The organism is Streptomyces sp. IMTB 2501 (assembly GCF_001953885.1).
Taxonomy (GTDB): Bacteria; Actinomycetota; Actinomycetes; order Streptomycetales; family Streptomycetaceae; genus Streptomyces.
In genome coordinates this window covers 217328-236398 of sequence record NZ_MQUS01000006.1, presented here as the reverse complement: position 1 = coordinate 236398, position 19071 = coordinate 217328, and the positions used below count along the sequence as shown (strand labels likewise).

Genomic DNA, 19071 nt, shown 5'->3' with positions numbered 1-19071 from the left:
TCTCGCAGCCCCGTGCCTAGCGGATGTTCGGGTCGAAGGTGAAGATCACCAGCGTGCCCAGCAGGATGGTGAACACCGTGGCGGTGTAGAGCAGAGCCTTCAGCCACAGACGGGTGTTCGGCCGCTCGGCGTAGTCGTTGATGACCGTGCGCAGGCCGTTGGCGCCGTGCAGCATCGCGAGCCACAGCATCAGCAGGTCCCAGACCTGCCAGAACGGGGACGCCCAGCGGCCGGCCACGAAGGCGAAGCCGATCTTGGAGACACCGCCGTCCAGCACGAGCTGGATCAGCAGGTGGCCGAGGACCAGAACGACCAGCACGACGCCGGACAGGCGCATGAACAGCCAGGCCGCCAGCTCGAAGTTGCCCCGCGTCGACTTCGGGGTCTTCTTGGTGCGCTTGCGCGGCGCCTCGATCAGCGGGGCCGGGTTGTCGACGTCGTAGAGCGAGGCGCCCTCGACGGGGCCGACGCCGGCTGCGGTGGTTTCAGTCGTGGACATCTGCGTCAGCTCCCGAACAGGACACGAGCGGCGTGGCCGAGCACGGGGTAGATCGCGCCGGCCATCAGGACGACCCAGACACCCATCACGGTCCAGAACATCTGCTTCTGGTAGCGCGGGCCCTTCGACCAGAAGTCGACGGCGATGACGCGCAGGCCGTTGAGCGCGTGGAAGAGGATGGCGGCGACGAGGCCGTACTCCAGCAGCGCGACGATCGGCGTCTTGTACGTGGCTACGACCTTGTCGTAGTCCTCGGGGGAGACACGCACGAGAGCGGTGTCCAGCACGTGAACGAACAGGAAGAAGAAAATGAGGACACCGGTGACTCGGTGAGCCACCCACGACCACATTCCTTCCCGGCCGCGGTACAGCGTTCCAGCCGGCACGGAAGTCCCTCCGGGAGCGGGGATTGGGGCCGCGCCGGCTTCTCTGTCGGTCGGGCCCGGCCGGGTACGGTCCACCGGCCCTCAGCATCGTATCCATGCGGTGCGCTGCCGCTTACGGGGGGCCTATCTGTGTGATCAAACTGGCATCGGATGGGCTACTGCCTTGCGGCTAGTGGGGTGGGGTGTCCTGTTATTTGCCGACTGCGGGTGCGTGGGGGCTGGTCGTTCCCCGCGGCGGAACCGCAGATGGATGCGGTCCCGTGCCCCTCAGGGAGGCTGCCAGTCTGCTTCTTGCGAGGCGCCGGAGTTCCTCTGCCGCTATGACCCGCTCCTCCTCCGGATCGTTTGCCAATCGTGACCGGATGGCTTCGAGGATGTGGTCGAGGGATTCGTCCGGGTGGGTGTCACCCAGGTAGATGACGAACGCGTGCCCGAATCGGGCCTCGTAGGCCGCGTGTGCCGCGCTCAGGGCCATGTGGGCCGCCGAGTAGGTGTCCTCGGGCAGGTCGGGGAGGGACTCTCCGGCCAGGGCCTCCGCCAGGTCGCCCGGTGACAGGTCGTACGCCGCCTCGTCCGCCGCGGCCAGGAGGGACTCCAGGTCGGGATAGGGGCGGTGGTCCGCGATGCGGCGGGACCAGCGCAGGCTGTGCAGGCAGTGCTGCAGGAGGGCGCGGGTCTCGTCGGCGGGGGCGGTGTTGAACGCGTCGAGGGGCCTGGGGAGAGAGGGCAGGCGGTGGGCGGGCAGCGTGGGTCCTCGCGTCACATGTGGCGTGGCAGGGGATGCTGTGAAAGGTGTGTCGTCAGGCTATCGAGAGTGGTCACGGTGTGTCCGTGAGACGCCTGGAATTCACTCGAACGGCAGAGTTTCGGAACGGCTGGATGACGAACGGCGTGCGGATCGGTCGTACGTTGGCAGGGTGACCCAGCACAAGCGCCGGGCTTCGGCGCAGCAGGTGATACGTAAGCGGGCGGTCGTGGCCGCCGCGTTCGTCGGGACCGTCGCGCTCGGCACGGGCGTCGGCGTGTGGGCCTCGTCGGTCGGGGGCGGCGGGGCGACGGAAGGGGGTGCGCGGCAGTCGTCGTCCGGCCGGGTGGCCGAGACCGGCGGTGCGGCCACGCCCTCCGGCCGGTCCTATCCGATGTCCCAGGCGCCGCGCACGATACCCGCCGTGCGCTCGCACACCGCGGCGCGCGGGCCCGGCTGGAAGCCGCAGAAGGCGGACCGGGTGGTGGTCAGCGACGGGGAGCTGGCCGGCGCGGGGCAGCTGATAGCCGGGGAGTTGGGGCTGACCTACGTGGGACAGAAGGACGACGTGCGGGCGGGCGACGTCCGGCTCGCGCTCGGCGGCGGGGGCGGGAGCCAGGAGTCGTACACGATGACCGTCCGCGACGGGCGGGTCGACATCAGCGGACCCGGCGAGGCGGGGGTGTTCTACGGCACCCGCACGCTGAAGCAGGAGGTCCACGGCGGCGGTACGGCGCCGGAGGGGGTCGTGCGGGACGAACCGGCCAAGCCGGTGCGCGGGTTCATGCTGGACATCGCGCGCAAGCCGTTCAGCGAGTCCTGGATCGAGGACCGGATACGCGAGTTGGGGGACCTGAAGTTCAACGAGCTGGGGCTGCACTTCTCCGACGACCAGGCCTTCCGGATCGAGTCCAGCAGCCACCCCGAGATCGTCTCCAGGGACCATCTGACCAAGGCGCAGGTCAAGAAGATCGTGGACCTGGCGAACAGCCGGCACATCACCGTCGTACCCGAGATCGACTCGCCGGGACATCTGGGTGCCGTCCTCGCCGCCCACCCCGGTCTGCAGCTCCGCAACGCGAGCGGAGTCGCCACCAAGGGCGCGATCGACATCTCCAAGCCCGGCTCCGCGAAGATCGTCGACGATCTGCTGAACGAGTACGCGGGGCTGTTCACCGGCGATCAGTGGCATCTCGGCGGTGACGAGTACCAGGCGCTGACCGTGAAGGATCCGCAGGCCTCGTATCCGCAGCTGGCCGCGGCCGCCCGGCAGAGGTACGGCGCCTCCGGCACGGTCGCCGACCTCGCCACCGGCTGGCTGGACGACCGCGCCGACACCGTCCGCGGCCATGGCAAGACCATGCGGGCCTGGAACGACGGCTTCTACCGCGGGACCTCGGCGCGGGCGGCGGGGGATCTCCAGGTCGCCTACTGGACCGGCAAGGAACTCGGCGCCCGGCAGCCCGTGGAGTACCTGAGCGCGGGGCGCAAGGTCCTCAACTACAACGACGAGTTCCTCTACTACGTCCTCGGCCAGCCGCAGACCTTCGTGTACCCGACCGGGCAGCGGATCTACGAGCAGTGGAACCCGCGCGTGCTCCGCGGCACGGCCGCCGTACCGGGGAGCTACGACGGCCAGATCCTCGGCGGCTCGTTCGCGGTGTGGTGCGACTTCCCGAACGCGCAGACCGAGGACCAGGTCGCGGCCGGGATACGGATGCCGCTACGGGCCACCGTGCAGAAGCTGTGGGACCCGGGCCGGCCGACTTTGTCCTGGCAGGACTTCCAGCGACTTTCGGCCAAGCTCGGCTGAGCGATCGCAGGGGCGCGTGGAACTGCGCGAACAGCCCCACAACACCCGCACCCGGCATACAACAGACAGTCCCACCCGAGTAGCCGTCCCCTGTGACATCCGGCGGGCATCGCACGCAGTAAGGGGAAGTGCGGGCTCCGTACCGGTCGGCGCCCCGGCGAGGGAGACATTTCATGAGCCTGGTGGAACGGATCGCACAGGCCGACGAACGCGGACTGGCGGCCAGCGGGTTGGCTTGTTTGGACCGGTGCCTGCCCCTGCTCGGTGCCGACGACGAGCTGCTGCGGCCCCTGTGGGCGAGCCTCGCCGACGGCTCCGGCTGGGGTGAGAGCCTGGAGAAGGCCCGCGGGGCGCTCGGCACCGAGGGGCCCGACGACGAGGAGGCGGCGCTGCTGGTCCGCCGGATGCTGCAGGCGGCGCCGGCCGAGCGCACCGCCGACGCGGTACGGCCCTGGGCCGACGCCTGCTCGGTCGCTGCGCTGCGGGTGCACCGGCTGCTCGATCCGGCGGCGGACGGTACGCCGGACGTCGCCGGCCTCGATGCCGGGCGGGCGGGTGACATGGCGGATCTGCCACCGCTGGTCGCCGCGGAACTGCGTCGGCAGACGGCCGTACTGGACCTCTTGGCGGAACACGGGCCGCACGGCCTGCGCCGCGCGCTGGATCTGTCGATCGAGGGGCGGCGGGTGTTGCGCGCGGTGGTGTCGCGCCGGGCGCGCAGCGAGTCCTGCTGAGCCGCACGATTCATGCGGGTACGGCGATGCTGTGACCGTCCTGCGGTGGACGTGGGGTAGTCCTGCGACGGTTGGCGGAACTCCTTCCGGATCGGGTGACGGATGGGCGGGGCCGGTCGCTCTTCCCTATGTGACAGCCCAGTACGTGACACCACAGCAGGAGACCCGGCCGCAGGCCGCGGCCAAGCCCGTGCGATGGGCCGCGGACACCGTGGCGACGATGCGCGAGGGCGCCCGGGTGCGGCTCGACTACTCGGCGCAGAGCCTGTGGCGGGTCGACCGGATGATCGAGGAGATCCGGCGCGAGGGACCGCCGTACGCCGCTGTCGAGAGCGTGCTGCGCGGCTTCGGCGCCTACGCCGGTGAGGTGATCGTCCGCCAGACCGGCGCCGAGTGGTGGACGACCGGCGGCGACCACTGGGTGCGCAGCCCCGACGGCCGGCTCTGGGACCCCATCGACGAGGCCCGGCGCGCCTACGGCGGCCACGGCTCGCTGCGCCTGCTGTGCCGCGACGCGACCGCCCCGCTGTGACACTTCTGTGAGGCCCGGCGCTGATGATCGTGGAGGGCGGAGACACGGCCGGTACGTGTCGGACCGTGACGGACGCGCCACGCAGTGGCCATGAACCGGGCACGAACGAGGACGTCTTGGGCCAGGGAGTGGAACCCCGGCGCGCACAGCCGCGGGACGGGGAACTGGGCGCGGCCGTCGCGCGCGCCCAGGACGGTGACGAGACCGCGTTCGCGGTGGCCTACCGGATCGTGCAGCCCGGCCTGCTCGGCTATCTGCGGGGCCTGGTCGGCGAGGACGCCGAGGACGTGGCCGCGGACGCCTGGCTGGAGATAGCCCGCGACCTCGGCCGGTTCCAGGGCGACGGCGCCGGCTTCCGCGGCTGGACCGCGACCATCGCCCGGCACCGCGCCCTGGACCATCTGCGCCGCCGACGGGTACGGCCCCGCATCGCGCCGCTCGAACAGGACGCGCTGGAGCTGCCCGGCCGGCTGAGCACCCACGACCAGGCCCTGGAGACGCTGTCCACGGAGCGGGCGCTGGATCTGGTGCGCAGCCTGCCGCGCGACCAGGCCGAGGCCGTGCTGCTGCGGGTGGTCGTCGGCCTCGACGGCCCGGCCGCCGCACGCGTCCTGGGCAAGCGCCCCGGCGCCGTCCGCACGGCCGCGCACCGCGGGCTGAAACGTCTGGCCCGGAACCTGGGCGGTCAGGGCGCCGGGCACGAAGGCGGCGAAGGTGTGACGGATGACGGCCCCCGGACGCTGGGTGAGTCGACATGAACGGCGCCGGCCGTCACCCGTACGGACACGGGGAAAACATCGTTCCCGGACCCGGTACGAGGTCCGGGAGGAGGCCACGCGTCTCCGGTACGCCGGAAGAGGACGGGAACAGGCATGGGTGAACGGCACAGCGGCGACGGTTCCTTCGGTCGTCCGCACGGGCACCCCGGCGGCACCCTGTCCGCACCGGACCACGTCGCCGGGAGCCTCACGGCCTCCGGATTCGAGGCGCGGCTCGCCGCCGCCCTGCGCGCCGACGGTATCGACGCCGAGGCCGAGCGCCGCGCGGTGGCCGCCTTCCGGGCCGCCCGAGAGACACAGGCGTCCCCCGCGCGCACCCGGCGCCGGGACGACTGGCGGCCCGCCGCGCCCCGCCGCGGGCGGCGCTCGCTGCGGGTCACGCTCTCGCTGGCGTTCGCGAGCCTCGCGCTGGGCGGTGTGGCCGTCGCGGCGATCGGCTCCGCCCGCTCCGGCTCGCACGCCCGGCCCGACACCCCGCGTCCGGCCCACCCGTCGGCGAGCGGGCCGCTCCGGCCGGGCACTCCCGGCGCGTCCGCCGGACCGGGATCGGCGAGCCCGTCCGCCCGCCCGCACCACCCGGCCACCGCGCGGGACACGGTGGCCCACTGCCGTACCTACGAGCGGGCCGGGGAACGGGGTGGCGCGCTGGACTCGACGGCCTGGCGGCGGCTCGTCGCGGAGGCGGGCGGCGCGGACAAGGTCACGGCCTACTGCGTGGCCCAGGTGACGAACGGCACAACCGGCGGCGGCGAAACAGGCGGAAAGGACCCCAAGCCGGGTAAGCCGGGTGAGAAGTCGGAGTCGGGCGACGGCAGCTCCAAGCAGAAGCCGACGACGGGGAAAGCGAAGTCGGACGCGGGGAGCGGGAAGTCCGCCACGGGCGGCGCCAAACAGGGCGACGGGAAGACGAAGGCCGCCAACGGCGGCTGAACGAGGCCGGTTTCGGCCCGCTGAGGCAACGGCCGGGGCCGCGACCCCGGGGAGAGGCGTTGATCGCGGAGTCGGAGATCTGCTCGGTGGGGCGTGGGGTGGGCATGGGCCGGGCCGGACACCGCGTGTGGTGTCCGGCCCGGGGACCGGAGATCAGGACATCCCGGTGTAGTTCCAGCCGGTCGCTGCTTTGATCCGTCCGCCGAAGGAGCCCTTCCCGAGACCCGGGTTGACCCACATGGTGCCGGAGGAGTCCCGTTCGACGAGGTCAGGCTTGCCGTCACCGGTGATGTCGCCGACGCCGATCACGGCGTTGTACCCGGTGCCCCAGTTGCTGAAGATCGGCTTGCGGGACTGGAAGTTACCGTGGCCGTCGCCTGCCATCAGCCACAGGCTGCCGGAGCGGTCGTAGGCCAGCAGGTCCCCGATCGCGTCGCCGGTCACGTCACCGATCGAGATCAGCTTCGCGTAGGTCAGTCCGGAACGGACCAGTTGTCGGGCCCCGAGCGTCCCCTGCCGGGTGACCGGGATGACATACAGGTCACCGGTCGAGGCGCTCCACGCCACCAGGTCCGGGGTGCCGTCGCCGTTCAGATCACCCGGCGAGGAGAGCCACTTGTACTGACTGAAGCCGGTGCCCAGCGAGGCGTACGAGGTGTTCGGCGAGGGCCAGTGCCCGCATCCGGCACGGTACGCGCGCAGTTGACCGCCAGGCATGCGCACCAGCAGTTCGTTGCAGCCGTCCCCGTTGATGTCGCCGAAGGGCACCGCGGTGATCCCGCTCGGCCAGCCGCTGCTGCCGCTCGTGCCGGTGAACGTGCCGTCCGCGTGCGATGAGAAGTGGGCGGTGAGCCAGCCCGTCGAGGTCAGCGTGGTCAGGGAGCCGAGGCCGCTTGCGCCGTAGTCCCGGTAGGCGTCCGCGGCACCGGTCAGCCGCAGGGTGCCGGTGGTCACCGCGCTGGTGCCGTCGGCCGCCGTGGCCGTCACCTTCCAGGTGTAGGTGCCGTTCGGGAGCGCTGTGCCGCTGTCGGTGCGGCCGTTCCACGTCACGTCGGCCGAGGCCCCCGCGAGTTCGGCCGTCTGGGTGCGGAGTACGTGGCCGAAGGGGTCGCTGAACGTCACCGTCGCCGAGCCCGCGGGACGCGACAGCTGAACGGTCAGCCTTCTGCCGTTCGTACGCGCGTCGATCGCGGCGATCGGGGAACGCGGCACGGAGACCGGCACCAGATGGACGCGCTGTTGGGAGTCGACGTAGGCCGCGGAGCCGCCGAACCTGTCGACCGTCCAGACCCCGGTGGCCGCGCCGGCGAACTCGGTGGTCACCGGTGCTGTTCCCGCGCCGTTGTGGAAGTCGGTGAGCATCAACGCGCCGGTGGCCGCGTCACGCAAGACCAGGTAGCCGTCCCCGAGTTGAGCCTGCCCGTAGCGGACCGGGATGTTCTTGCCCGCGGTCAGGTCCCATACCCCGGCCCTGTCGGTGACTCCGTCGACGTGCGCGCAGGACCAGTACAGCCAGCGGCCGACGGCCTGGACCGCGGACAGGTTCCCGCACGCCGGGTCCACCGGGAGATCTGCCGTGTACCGCTTCGAGACCAGGTCGTAGGACCTGACGTCACCGTGGTGGCCCGGGTCCTCCTCCCAGACCTTCCGGCCCCACAGTGACGCCGCCTCTGTGGTCGACTGGTAGGGGAGCGTGCTGGGGGCCTCGAAGTCCTGGACGAAGAAGTATCCGCTGTCGTGCTGGAGGATGTAGCGCCCGGAGGCGGCCACCACCGCGCCGGTCGCGTAGAGGTGCTGGGAGGATCCGCCGGCGACCGGCGAAACGATGCCGTCGGATGTCTGGTAGGCCACTTGCCCGTTGCCGCGCGCGATGACCCCAGTGCCGTGCTGCGTGACGATGGTACGCGGCCCGACCTGCAGGGAGGAGCTGACGTCGCGCTCGTACACGGGGTCGGGCAGCGCCGAGTTGGACACCCAGTCGTCATTGGCCAACGTGCCCGCGCCCAGGGAAAGATCCCGCACCTGTGCGGGAAGCGGCGGCACCCGTTGTACGACGGAGCTTGTCGGCACCTGGCCGGAAGCCGCGCTGATCCTGCGGACCGCCCAGTCCTCGGAGCTGGTTCCGGCGGTGACCAGCACACTGCCGTCAGGCGCCGTCACCAAGTCCGGCTGTGCCCAGGGGAACAGCTTCTGAGCGGCCCCGCCACCGATCGGCACCGCCTGCAAGGCATCGCCGGGGGCCGTGTAGGTCGTGGTGATCAGGTGGTTCACGAGGATCCAGCCACCGGTCACGGCGATGTCGGCAACCCCTGCGTCATTGTTCGCGACGGCGGCCGGCAGGGGCGTCCGCGTCGGCGTCGCGCCGGGGTCGTCCCGGGGGACGGTGTCGACGTACGTGGGCCAGGAGTTCGGATAGGCGTACACGTGGCCCGCCGAAAGACCGATCTTCACCGAGGTGATGTCCGTCCCCGCGAAGATCTCGTGCACGGTCGCGGCAGCGTAGTCCACCAGGAACGGCAGCTCTCCGGAGGCGGTGCGCAGATACAGCACGGCGCCGGCGTCGTCCTGGGTCAGCACTCCGGCGAAACCGGTCACCTCCGGCGGGCACGGGATGGGCGTGTCGGTGACCTGGCCGTTCGCGGACCGCACCAGGTGCAGCACCTGCGGGCCGCTCTGCTGTGCGTGGGTGAGGACGGACGAGCCGGTGTAGGCGTGCGTCCACACCTGTCCCGCGGGCGGCTGGATGGAGGTGGTGGCCCGGGTCGCCAGGTCCTCGATGTGTACGACTGGGCTTCCCGGCTCCGGCACGATGCCCAGGCCGTCGTGGGGGGATTCGACCGCGGGCGTGACGGTGTAGGACTGCCCCGAGGCGTCGTCGGTCCACTGCGTCCCGGACGTGCCCTGCTGTGTGTGCAGATATCCGGTGTCACCCGCCGCCTTCACCGTGTCCTCGGGCGGCACGTATGCGGCATCGGCCGGTAGCACGACCTCGCCGGAGGTGTCCGCCTGCGCGGGCCCTGCTGCGAACCCGAGGCCCGGAACCAGGCTGAATGCTGCGGACGCGGCCAACAAGCCGCGTCTGAGGGCGCGTTGAGCCACCCATTCCTCCCCAAAGAGCAGCGCATGGCTGGATCACAGTGGCCCATACAGTCACAAGCAGCGCAAAGCGCGACCGTGAAAAGCGAATCAGAAAACCCCGGCTGGAGCCCCACCCATGCAAGTGGCTGGATCTTAGCGCTGCGCACTTGCTCCTGCGCGGAGTCCATCGCGGCAATCGACTTCTTCCTAGCCCTTCAGCGGAAGCCGGACGACCTCCGATGCATAGCGGGGCGGCAAAGTGGAGGCGACGCCCGCCTGGTGGCGACCCCCGTGCGTCACCAGGCGGGCAGGAGCGCGGTTGATCTCTCCGATACCGGAACTTACGATACATGCGACGCGGTATCAAGTGAGAGGTTAAAGTTCCCCTGTTCCCTTCCCGAGGTCAATCAGTGGCAGGAGTCCCGCATGCCCCCACGCCTCTTCGACGGCAGGCGCGTGCGCGCTGCACGTCGGGGGAAGGACCTCACCCAGAAGCAGTTGGGCGCGGCAGTTGGCGTCACCGGCACGGCAGTTGCGCGATGGGAGAGCGGCGAGGACTTTCCTCCGGGTGAGAAGCTGCCCGCCCTGGCCGCGGTACTGGGGGAGCCGATCGATGTCTTGTTCCCCCGGGACGGAATGCCGGACCTGGCGGACCTGCGGTGTGATGCCGGTCTGAGCCAGAGGGAAGCCGCTGAGGCCATCGGCGCCAGTCGCGTGCCGTTGAGCAATGCCGAGCGCGGCAAGCGCAAGCTCAACGACGCGTACATCGAACCTCTGGCGAACGCGTACAAGGCGACCACCGAGGAACTGCTGGCGGCGCAGGAGCGCTCCTTCGGCAACCTGGCGCCGGACGAGCCGTCGGCCGAGCAGCGGCCGATCCCGCGGACCCTCGCCGAGAAGATCACCTACATGATGACAACCTACCCGCCGGGCAACCAGCCCCCACAGGACGCGGAGATCGCCCAGGCCATCAACGCGAAGGCCGGACGGGATCTGGTCACGGTGGATGTTGTCCTGGCGCTGCGGACCGGCGCGCAGACCGTCGTCGGCCCGCAAAACCCCGCGGTACTCGAAGGCCTGGCCGAGGTGTTCGGCGTGCCGGTGATGTATTTCCAGCCAAACGAACAGGCGGCCCGACAGATCACCGAGGTCGCCGAGCTGCTGAAGGCGATCAACGATCGAAAGATCCTCGCTCTCGCCGCGCGCGGCAACGAGGACGGCCTGTCGCCGGACATGATCAGCATCGTGGCCGATCTGGCCGCTGGAATCCGCACGGGCACCATCCCGGGCGACGACCGGTAGCACCCCGGCGGCTCGGTCACCTCAGCAACACGCCCGCGTCAAGGCATCCCGAACAGGCGGCAGCCACGGTCTGCGTCACCGAGTCCAGGCCGGCGCCACGCGGCTCCAGCGGACGGCCGCGACCAGGGCATGGTCCAGCAGCCACCACGGCGAGCCGAACGCCGCGGCGGGATCCGGGCCATGCCCGGACAGTGCCGAGGCGAGGGCGGCTGTCACTCCCGTACAGTCCGTCGTGCCAGCGCTCCGTCAGCGGTTTACCAGGAGAAGAACCATGGACACCGAAGCCGGTCTCGGCTCCCTGCCCTACGTCCCTGGAACGGGGCGGCCGGTCCCAGAAGCCGAGCCTGGACTCGTGGAGCGGTGGCGTTCGCAGGGAGGCGAACTGGTCGAGCTGCTGACCCAGGTGCGTGAGCGGCTCGGCGGGATCGCCGCCTTCCGCCTCGGGCCGACTCCCACCGTTCTCGTCACCGACCCGCATGCGGTCCAGCACGTACTCGCCCGGCATCCGGAGCGGTACGTCAAGCGCTCCCACCGCGCCCGCCTGCTGATCGGCGACGGCGTCCTCTCCGCCACCGGTGCGGCCTGGAAGCAGCAACGCCGCCTGCTGCAGGGCCAGTTCACCGGTACCGGTATGCGCCGCTACGAACAGCGGATCACCGAGGCCGCCCGGACCACTGCCGAGCGCTGGGCCGGATACGCCCGGACCGGGCAGACCCTCGATGTCGGGCAGGAGATGCGCCGCTTCGCCCTGGACTCCATCTGGCGCTCCCTTACCGGGCATCCCCTCGATGATGAGACCGAGCGCCAACTGGCCGCAGTGGCAGCCGTGGCGGCCGCCCTTCCGACCCTGCCCGCTGATGTCAGCGACGCCCGGGACGCCGTTGCCGCCGATCTCGCCCGGATCGACGCGGTCGCCCTGCACGCCATCGAGGCCGCCCGCAGCGGGGCGGCCGGCCCCGACGGTCCCGGCTTGCTGCAGGTCCTGATCGACGCCGCCACCGAACACCCCGAGTACACCGACCAGCTGATCCGCGACGAGCTGGTCACGTTGCTCGTGGCCGGGCACGAAACCACCGCTACCACATTGACCTGGCTCTACCTGCTCCTCGACCGGTACCCCGCCGCCCGCGAACAAGCTCTCGCCGCCGGCGGCGAAGGCTCACCACAACGCCGCCAGGGCATTCAGGCCCTGGTCCACGAGACGCTCCGGTTCTACCCGTCCGCCTGGATCCTGCCCCGCTACGCCACCGAGGACGACACCCTCGGCGGCTACGCCATCGAGGCGGGCACCGACGTGCTGATCTGCCCGTACCTCACGCACCGCGATTCCGAACTGTGGCCGGCACCCGAGGACTTCGATCCACGGCGCTTCATCACCCCGGACGGCCGGCCTGCTCACCCGGGCGCCTACCTCCCCTTCGGCATCGGTCCCCGCGCCTGCCTCGGTATGCAATTCGCGCTCCGCGAATCGACCGTCCTGCTCGAACGCCTGCTGCCGGCCCACACCCTCGCCTTCCAATCCACCCCCACGAAGGCGGCGTACGGCATCACCGTCCGCCCCGACGGCCCCACTCCGGCAACCTTGGAACCGCAGCTCACCTGAAGCGTGCCTTCGCGCTGCCGCAGCACATCGCTGACAGTTCGAGCGACGTTCACACGGCGGGCTCCTGCTCGGCCTCGGCAAGCAACTGCCCGGCTTGGGCCGCTGTGATCGAGGCGTAGGCCTTCCGCACGCGCAGAAGCCACGATTCCTGGGCCCTGGTGTCCACGATCGGCTTGGTGGGCAGCGCGGCGGAGGCGACCTCCAGTCGCCGCCCGGCAGCCGCGGCCTGCAGCGCCGCCTTGATCCAGTAGGCCTCGGCGGCAGGCTCAGGGTCCGGGTGGCGCTCCGCGGCATCCTCAGCCACCGACAGCAACTCCGGCGGCGCGTAGTGGCGCAGCTTGTCCTCCACGTCGGTGATGTCCGCGACCCAGCGGTCGAGGCGGACGTCGACCGGCAGCGAGAAACGGGTGAGCTCGCGCAGCCGGGGGGCCGGCGGGGCGAAGGATGTGCCCGGAAAGGTCGTCACCAGATCGCGCCACAGCGGGTAGAGGCAGCGCAACGCGTTCCAGGCGCGCCAACGTGCCGCGACCGCACGGGTGGCGGGAACGCTTGTTCCCAGGGCGAGCATCAGGAAGAACACCTGGAACCACACCGCGGTCCACGTGACCACCTGCTGATCGGTGGCGTGACTCAGCGGAGCGGCTACGTCGATCCAGATCAACGCGATGCGGGCCGCCGTGTAGATGACACCCATCCACATGGAGACGGCCATCAGCAGCAGGCCCGTGCGCAGCAGCCTGGTCTCCGCGCGGCGGAAGGCGCCGGTCCACTGGTAGCCGGATGCCGTCGCGACAGCGATCGTGTAGAAGTAGAAGACGCTCAGGTAGGCCGCCGCTCCCCATTGACCAGTGTGGTCGGTCACGAAGTCGGCGCTCGGGCTCTTCCGGTCGACCACGGTGAAGAAGAACACGGTCATCAGGACCATGACGATCAGCGCGCCCTTGGGGGCGAAACGGGCCATCCAGCGCGAGGCGGCGATGTGCCGGGGGACCACAGGTTCGCTGGTTTTGCCGTAGCTGGTCGCGACGTACGTCACCATGGACATGAGCGCCACGGCGCCGACCAGGTGCTTGAGCAGGACCGACAGATCGACAACTGGCACAGCGTTCAGCAGGTGCATCACGCCTGGTGTACTGAGCCACAAGGTCACGGCGAAACCCGCGTAAATGCCCCACAGCGACCGTCGGTAGGCGTCGCCGTAACGGACAGCGGGGGCCCGCCACACGGCAACAACCGTCAACACCAGCGCAGCAAGATACTCAAGCAGGGCAAGCACGGCGAAGGACTCCTGACGAGGGGGGTTGTCCCAGCTCAGCTGGGGCGCGAAAGCAGTTACCGCGTCCCGCGGAGCCGCGGAGGGGCGACAGGGTGGGACAGGGAGTGCTCAAGAAGGCTGACCATGTCCTCGCCCACCGAGGGCCGTTGGCGGGCGATCCGCTTGATGAGCGAGGCCGAAAGCTCCGCCTCCTGCTCTTCGGGGGTGTCGTAGCGGGCCCGCGCCTGGACCACCGCACCGGGACCGAGACGGCCGAGGAGCCCTTGGTAGAGATCACCCGGGACGTACCGCTCGATCTCCTGCCGGCTCAAGGTGGTGCCGTGGTCGAACCACTCATGGCAGAGCTCATGGAGGATCGTGTGCTCGGTCCCCGTCTGCGTCGGCCGGCGCCGGTACAACACGTACGTGACCTGGTCGGTCCTGACGCGCAGACCGCACGCGGCGCGAGGCCCGCCCTCGGGCTCGGCAAGCTCGACCAGGTGGATGGAGCGGCCCCGCGCATCCTCCATGTTCCGCACCAGCGCGTCCACACGGAAAGGGCTGGGCATGGGCAAATCAGCAAGAAGCCGCACACACCGCTTGTGCAACGCGCGAGGCGACAACGGCGCTTTGCTGCGCCACCACATGTGCTCCTCCTGCGAGGCCCTGGGACACGGGCCAGCCGTCAGCGCGGCCGCACCCACGCAGTACCCGGGCTGACGTGTCGGTTTCGCGCCGGAGCTGGCGAAGAGGACAGTACACAGTCGGAATGACGACCCTCCTCCGGTTGGTCGCCTCACGTGAGACGCTCCATCACCTGCCGCTTCATGTTGATCACTGCAGTGACCTGGTCTTTTCGCGTCGCCACGCGACTACGAGACAGCAGCTGTTGATTACTCGGTGATGGCCAGGAGGTGACACACGGCCAAGACGTTATCGAAACGTTTTGTTGCCTGCAGTGACATATTCGGCCGGTCGGTGACCGGGCCCTCCCCGTCCACCGGGACAGAGAGGTCGGCCGCAGGTGGCTAGGCCCGCATCAGAGCCTGGATGGCGGTGGCGCTGGGACGAGGCTCGCGGTTGTGGTCGAACAGCCCGAAGGGGACGGAGAATCCGTCCAGCCACTCGTAGTTGTCCACCGCTGTCCACAAGTGGACACCAGCGATGTCCATACCGTCGGTGAGCGCATCGGCGACCTGGCGAAGCGCAGCGGTCAGGTAGGCGATGCGCTGGGTGTCGTCCTCGCCGCCGTAGCCGATCTCGGCCACCAAGTAGCGCTTGCCTGGCAGTTCTGCGCGCAGGCGGGTGAGGACCTGGCCCAGCCCCTCCGGCCAGACGACATAGCCTTGCGGGCCGACAGGTTCTCCGGCCGGATAGGGGATGATCTTCCCTTGAGCGGTGATGGCCGGGGCGTAGTAGTAGCTGAAGCCGTAGAGATCAAATGCGCTTTCGTACCGCGTCATGCGTGCGAGGGAGAGCCACGAGTCCCACACGGCCGCGTCCAGATCAGCAGTCGCCGCCGCAGCGGCCGCGCTGTCGTCGGCCGGGTGCAGCACGGCCAGCGACTCATTCGTGGCGGTGGGCCGACCGCCCTGGCGCAGGCGCAGGGCCGCCTCGAAGTCGGCCTGGTGGATGGCCTGAAGGACCGTGCGGAACTCGTCGCGCGAAGTGTGTCCTGGCGGGAACGTGCCGGCCAGGTACCCCTTCAGCGCGTAGCTGAAGGGGTTGTTGACCGGCATCCAGCCGTCGGCCAAGTCGCCGAAGGTCTCGCCGATGAAGTCGACGTGGCGGGCCCACGTGGCGCGAGCCGAGGGCGCGAGGAATCCGCCGTCGGCGGCGAACCACTTCGGCAAGGCGGTATGCAGGAGACAGACCCATATGCTCAGCCCCGACTGGCGGCCGGCCTGCAGGATCTGCCGGTAGTGCTCGATGGCCCGGGCGTCGTGCCGGCCTGGTTGCGGTTCGAGCCGAGCCCAGTCCAACGACAGCCGGTAGTCGCCGAATCCCCAGTCGGCCAGCAGGGCGAAGTCGGCCGCGTACCGGTCGTCGAAGCCGCTTCCGTCGCCGCTGGCGGGCGCCTTGCCGGCTTGCTCCCAGCCCCACCAGTTGTCTGCCGGAGTCGCGCCCTGAGTCTGGGTGGCCGAGCTGGAGGTGCCCCAGCGGAACCCGGTGGGGAAGCGCACAAGGCCGGCGGTAGGCGTCGTCAAAGCTACGGTCTCCTGATCGAGGCTGGCAGGGCGATCCGCAGAGCGTGACCGTGAGAGGCCCTGCGCCAGGACGGGCATCATCGCCGCGCACCCGAGCATGAAGGTCCGCCGGGTAGTTAAGTTGGCCTTCGACATGTGCAGCTTCAACCAGTTGCAGAACGCGCCACGGTCTTCTCCTTGCTGAGCGGTGCTCAGGGATGAGGTTACCTGGCGGAGATCTTGCAGAGCACGCCAGGCCCGTGCCGCGAGGACAACCTTCGCCATCGTCGGATCCGACGTTCAAGCCGGCACCAACGACGGCTGTCGGCCCATCCAGGCGATCCGGGGAAGCAAGCGCCCGAACGCATCACCAAGGCATCACTTGATCGAACCGGGCCAACACGCCAGGTCAGCAGCCCCCCGTACACCCGGTGCCGTCGCGGATGGAGTGGATGGAGGTGATGGCGGCTTGGCGGACGAGTCTGGTGAGGCTTCCGATGCGGCCGGCGCCGCTCGACGTGACGGCACGGTCTCCCGACGTGGCAGGCCCGGATGCTTGCACGAGAGCGGATACATGTTCCGCGGAGGCGTGATCAGGCCCGGAGGGCCGCGGGACGCCGGCCGGGTCAGCGCCCGATGGTCTTCCACCAGGGAGCGGCTGAACCGCCCCGAGAAGTTCCGCATCCACGACCTGGACGCGGGGGAGGACCCCGGGGAGGTCTCGGTCAATGTGACACGTCACACGTCGGATGGCCCAGCATGGCAAGCGCCGGGTCGAAGGGGCCCGCAGGCCGGCGTCCGGGGCGGCTCGGCGCATCGTGCTGGAAAGGATCACATGAGCCGTCTGGCCGGTTGGTCACGCGTTGGCCGCATTGGCACCGATTCCGCGCATCGTCCCAGGTAAGAGCAGAAAACCGAAGCAACGGCCGGGGCCGCCACCCCCCACAGGAGAGGCCCCGGCCGTCGCGCTTACGGGCCGCGCGCGGCCCGTACTTCCTTCAGCGCCGTGAGTGCGTTTTCTGTCACACCCCGGCCACGCTCGGCCCTTACCCTGCGCACACCCGCACCTTGTCACGAGTTAGTTGCATCTTCTACGGACGTGGACGAGGCGCGGTTTCACGCCGTAACGTGCCTTTCGCGCCGGACCGGAAACAGGCGTAAAGGGAGTCAGGTGCTGGGGGACGACGCGGAGCTGACCGCCGCGGTGCGTGCGGCACAGGACGGAGACGAGACCGCGTTCCGTACGGTGTACCGCGCCGTGCAGCCGCGGCTGCTCGGATACGTACGTACGCTGGTCGGTGATCCGGACGCCGAGGACGTCGCGTCCGAGGCCTGGCTGCAGATCGCCCGCGACCTCGACCGGTTCAGCGGGGACGCCGACCGCTTTCGCGGCTGGGCCGCCCGGATCGCCCGCAACCGTGCCCTGGACCACATACGGATGCGCGGCCGCCGCCCCGCCATAGGCGGCGACGAGACGGAACTGACCGGCCGGGCCGCCGAGTCCGACACGGCCGGCGAGGCCATCGAGGCCCTGGCCACCGACGGCGCCCTCTCCCTCATCGCGCGGCTTCCGCAGGACCAGGCCGAGGCGGTCGTCCTGCGGGTCGTGGTCGGCCTCGACGCCAAGAGCGCCGCCGAGACGCTCGGCAAACGCGCCGGTGCCGTACGCACCGCGGCGCACCGCGGACTGAAACGGCTCGCGGAGCTGCTCCGCGAGGATCCGGAATCGCCGGGCGCGCTGGACGCGCTCCCACCCCAGAGAGAACCGCGTGGTCGCGCGGTGTCGTCCGCAACTGTGACGGATATGCGTGCGCGGACGCAGAAGGACATGTGATGGCCGACGAGCAAGGCAAGTGGCTGAACCGTGAGACGGCGGAACGTCTGCTGCGCGGTGAGTCGCTGGAAGCCGTCGACGCCTCCGCATGTGACCAGGCCGAACGCCTCTCCCAGGTGCTCGGCGCGCTGTCCGCGGAGGCGGCCCCCGCCACCGGTGAACTCCCCGGCGAACAGGCCGCCCTGGCCGCGTTCCGCAAGGCCCGCGAGGCCGCCGACGCCGAACGGACCCTCGCCGTCCGCGCCGCCGGCACCTCCGCCCTGCCCAGACCCGGCGGCGACGCCGGTCTGGTCCGCATCGGCGCCCCGGCCCGTACCGGAATCCAGGACCGGCGGCCCCGCTGGGCCCGGCCGGTGCGCCTGGCGCTCGCCGCCGCGCTGGCCGTGGGCACGCTGGGCGGGGTCGCCATGGCCGCCGGCACCGGGATGCTGCCCACGCCGTTCGGGCCCGCGCATCCCCACCCAGCCGTCTCCGTCTCCGCCGGCGGACCCTCCGCAGGGCCGCCCGCCTCCGACTCGCCGCAGGGCACCACGAGCCCGACTCCGGGCCCCGGCACCCCGAGCGGCAGCGCGGGCACGCGCGGCGGCGCATCCGGCCAAGCCTCCGGACCGGACGGCCGCCCGAGCGGCAGCGCCTCTCCGGGCGCCGGCGACCTCTCCGGCACGCCCGGCAGCTGGTGGAAGGACGCGGCCGCTTCCTGCCGCGACATCCAGGGCGGCAAGAGCCTGGACACCGGGCGCCGGCGCGCGCTGGAGAACCTGGCGGGCGGCAGCGCCCGGGTGAGCGGGTTCTGCAAGGTCGTCCTGACCGCCGTCGGCTCGGCCGACGGCCAGGGGAACGGCGGCCAGGGTGACGGGAACGGCGACAGCGGCGGCAACGGCAAGGGCAAGGACAAGGGCGGCAAGGGCGACGGGAACGGCCAGGGCGGCGACGGCGGCGGCCAGTTCGGCGAGGGCAACGGAAAGGGCAATTCCGGCGGCGGCGGCAAGGGCTCGCACGGCGACGGTGCCGCGCCCCTTCCCTCGGCCCTCGCTCCGGTTCCCCCGGCCCTCGCTCCGGCGCACCCCGCCCGCACGACCGGCGCCGGGCCCGTCCCGGCACCAAGCCCGACGTACACCGCGCTCTGAGCCCGCGGCGCCGGAAGTGCGCCCCCCTCCCACCCATCTGACCTGCGGTTTCGTGGCCCGCGAAAAATAGTCCGCGCGGGGTGTGACGTTTTTGGCGCCCCGTACGCAGTACTGAGTGAGCCGACTGGTCATCGGCCGTCGCACTGAGCCGGGGTTCCCCCCGTACCCACGGCTCGTGCACCTGGCGCGGGCGGGACACGTTCCCCCGGTCCCGCCCGCGCCCCGCAGCCCGTCTCCCCGGTGGACGACGATTCTCACCGGACGGCTC

At 70.6% G+C, this 19071-nt stretch carries 17 protein-coding genes; 9 read left to right on the top strand and 8 right to left on the bottom strand.

Annotated features, from left to right (window positions below; genetic code table 11):
- Positions 1–16: 16 nt before the first annotated feature.
- The 3 genes from AV521_RS13250 to AV521_RS13240 form a co-directional block, all read right to left on the bottom strand.
- Positions 17–499: a succinate dehydrogenase hydrophobic membrane anchor subunit gene (locus AV521_RS13250; protein ID WP_076087833.1), complete on the bottom strand. Its 483-nt coding sequence runs from the start codon at positions 497–499 to the stop codon at positions 17–19.
- 5 nt (positions 500–504) lie between these two features.
- Positions 505–885 (bottom strand): succinate dehydrogenase, cytochrome b556 subunit, encoded by a 381-nt coding sequence (gene sdhC, locus AV521_RS13245; protein WP_076087831.1) that lies wholly within the window; start codon positions 883–885, stop codon positions 505–507.
- A 190-nt stretch (positions 886–1075) separates the two neighbouring features.
- Entirely contained in the window at positions 1076–1648 is a 573-nt protein-coding gene (locus AV521_RS13240; RefSeq protein WP_076087829.1) for a 2-oxo-4-hydroxy-4-carboxy-5-ureidoimidazoline decarboxylase, read from the bottom strand.
- A 154-nt stretch (positions 1649–1802) separates the two neighbouring features.
- On the opposite strand from AV521_RS13240, the gene AV521_RS13235 reads away from it, so the two are divergent.
- The 5 genes from AV521_RS13235 (at position 1803) to AV521_RS13215 (ending at position 6418) form a co-directional block, all read left to right on the top strand.
- Entirely contained in the window at positions 1803–3443 is a 1641-nt protein-coding gene (locus tag AV521_RS13235; protein WP_256725532.1) for a glycoside hydrolase family 20 protein, read from the top strand.
- Positions 3444–3616: 173 nt separating this feature from the next.
- Positions 3617–4177, top strand: a complete 561-nt coding sequence (locus tag AV521_RS13230) for a hypothetical protein (protein ID WP_076087827.1) — start codon at positions 3617–3619, stop codon at positions 4175–4177.
- A gap of 145 nt (positions 4178–4322) precedes the next feature.
- Positions 4323–4709 carry a hypothetical protein gene (locus tag AV521_RS13225; protein ID WP_179023055.1) on the top strand — a complete coding sequence of 129 codons (387 nt, stop codon included), beginning with the start codon at positions 4323–4325 and terminating at the stop codon, positions 4707–4709.
- Positions 4710–4825: 116 nt separating this feature from the next.
- Positions 4826–5467, top strand: a complete 642-nt coding sequence (locus tag AV521_RS13220) for an RNA polymerase sigma factor (protein WP_076088041.1) — start codon at positions 4826–4828, stop codon at positions 5465–5467.
- A 114-nt stretch (positions 5468–5581) separates the two neighbouring features.
- Positions 5582–6418 (top strand): hypothetical protein, encoded by an 837-nt coding sequence (locus AV521_RS13215; RefSeq protein WP_076087825.1) that lies wholly within the window; start codon positions 5582–5584, stop codon positions 6416–6418.
- Positions 6419–6571: 153 nt separating this feature from the next.
- Here AV521_RS13215 and AV521_RS13210 read toward each other — a convergent pair whose 3' ends face one another.
- Entirely contained in the window at positions 6572–9517 is a 2946-nt protein-coding gene (locus AV521_RS13210) for an FG-GAP-like repeat-containing protein (RefSeq protein ID WP_143658603.1), read from the bottom strand.
- 405 nt (positions 9518–9922) lie between these two features.
- Here AV521_RS13210 and AV521_RS13205 point away from each other — a divergent pair, with 405 nt between their 5' ends.
- A complete protein-coding gene (locus AV521_RS13205; protein ID WP_076087822.1) occupies positions 9923–10798 on the top strand; it encodes a helix-turn-helix transcriptional regulator in 876 nt (291 codons plus the stop codon).
- A gap of 75 nt (positions 10799–10873) precedes the next feature.
- On the opposite strand, the gene AV521_RS49255 is transcribed toward AV521_RS13205, so the two are convergent.
- The gene (locus AV521_RS49255; protein WP_179023053.1) at positions 10874–11014 is read right to left on the bottom strand and encodes a hypothetical protein; all 141 of its coding nucleotides are present in this window, start codon (positions 11012–11014) and stop codon (positions 10874–10876) included.
- Between the two features lie 55 nt (positions 11015–11069).
- Between AV521_RS49255 and AV521_RS13200 the strand changes: the two genes are divergently transcribed.
- Positions 11070–12401: a cytochrome P450 gene (locus AV521_RS13200; protein WP_076087820.1), complete on the top strand. Its 1332-nt coding sequence runs from the start codon at positions 11070–11072 to the stop codon at positions 12399–12401.
- Between the two features lie 49 nt (positions 12402–12450).
- Here AV521_RS13200 and AV521_RS13195 read toward each other — a convergent pair whose 3' ends face one another.
- The 3 genes from AV521_RS13195 to AV521_RS13185 all read right to left on the bottom strand — a co-directional run bounded on the left by AV521_RS13195 (position 12451) and on the right by AV521_RS13185 (position 16127).
- Entirely contained in the window at positions 12451–13644 is a 1194-nt protein-coding gene (locus AV521_RS13195) for an MAB_1171c family putative transporter (protein WP_371917033.1), read from the bottom strand.
- An 89-nt stretch (positions 13645–13733) separates the two neighbouring features.
- Complete coding sequence (locus tag AV521_RS13190) at positions 13734–14225, bottom strand: hypothetical protein (RefSeq protein WP_179023051.1); 492 nt, start codon at positions 14223–14225, stop codon at positions 13734–13736.
- A 459-nt stretch (positions 14226–14684) separates the two neighbouring features.
- Positions 14685–16127 carry a family 1 glycosylhydrolase gene (locus AV521_RS13185; RefSeq protein ID WP_079249234.1) on the bottom strand — a complete coding sequence of 481 codons (1443 nt, stop codon included), beginning with the start codon at positions 16125–16127 and terminating at the stop codon, positions 14685–14687.
- Between the two features lie 886 nt (positions 16128–17013).
- Here AV521_RS13185 and AV521_RS13180 point away from each other — a divergent pair.
- Entirely contained in the window at positions 17014–17676 is a 663-nt protein-coding gene (locus AV521_RS13180) for an RNA polymerase sigma factor (protein WP_076087815.1), read from the top strand.
- The gene (locus tag AV521_RS13175; protein WP_076087813.1) at positions 17676–18803 is read left to right on the top strand and encodes a hypothetical protein; all 1128 of its coding nucleotides are present in this window, start codon (positions 17676–17678) and stop codon (positions 18801–18803) included. Before AV521_RS13180 ends, AV521_RS13175 begins: the two co-directional genes overlap by 1 nt.
- The last annotated feature ends 268 nt before the right edge of the window (positions 18804–19071 follow it).

Bases quoted from the DNA above. Each gene is read 5' to 3' on its own strand.
- AV521_RS13250 (WP_076087833.1), bottom strand. From the start codon at position 499: ATGTCCACGACTGAAACCACCGCAGCCGGCGTCGGCCCCGTCGAGGGC.
- AV521_RS13230 (WP_076087827.1), top strand. From the start codon at position 3,617: ATGAGCCTGGTGGAACGGATCGCACAGGCCGACGAACGCGGACTGGCG.
- AV521_RS13215 (WP_076087825.1), top strand. From the start codon at position 5,582: ATGGGTGAACGGCACAGCGGCGACGGTTCCTTCGGTCGTCCGCACGGG.
- AV521_RS13205 (WP_076087822.1), top strand. From the start codon at position 9,923: ATGCCCCCACGCCTCTTCGACGGCAGGCGCGTGCGCGCTGCACGTCGG.
- AV521_RS13200 (WP_076087820.1), top strand. From the start codon at position 11,070: ATGGACACCGAAGCCGGTCTCGGCTCCCTGCCCTACGTCCCTGGAACG.
- AV521_RS13190 (WP_179023051.1), bottom strand. From the start codon at position 14,225: ATGCCCAGCCCTTTCCGTGTGGACGCGCTGGTGCGGAACATGGAGGAT.
- AV521_RS13185 (WP_079249234.1), bottom strand. From the start codon at position 16,127: ATGGCGAAGGTTGTCCTCGCGGCACGGGCCTGGCGTGCTCTGCAAGAT.
- AV521_RS13175 (WP_076087813.1), top strand. From the start codon at position 17,676: ATGGCCGACGAGCAAGGCAAGTGGCTGAACCGTGAGACGGCGGAACGT.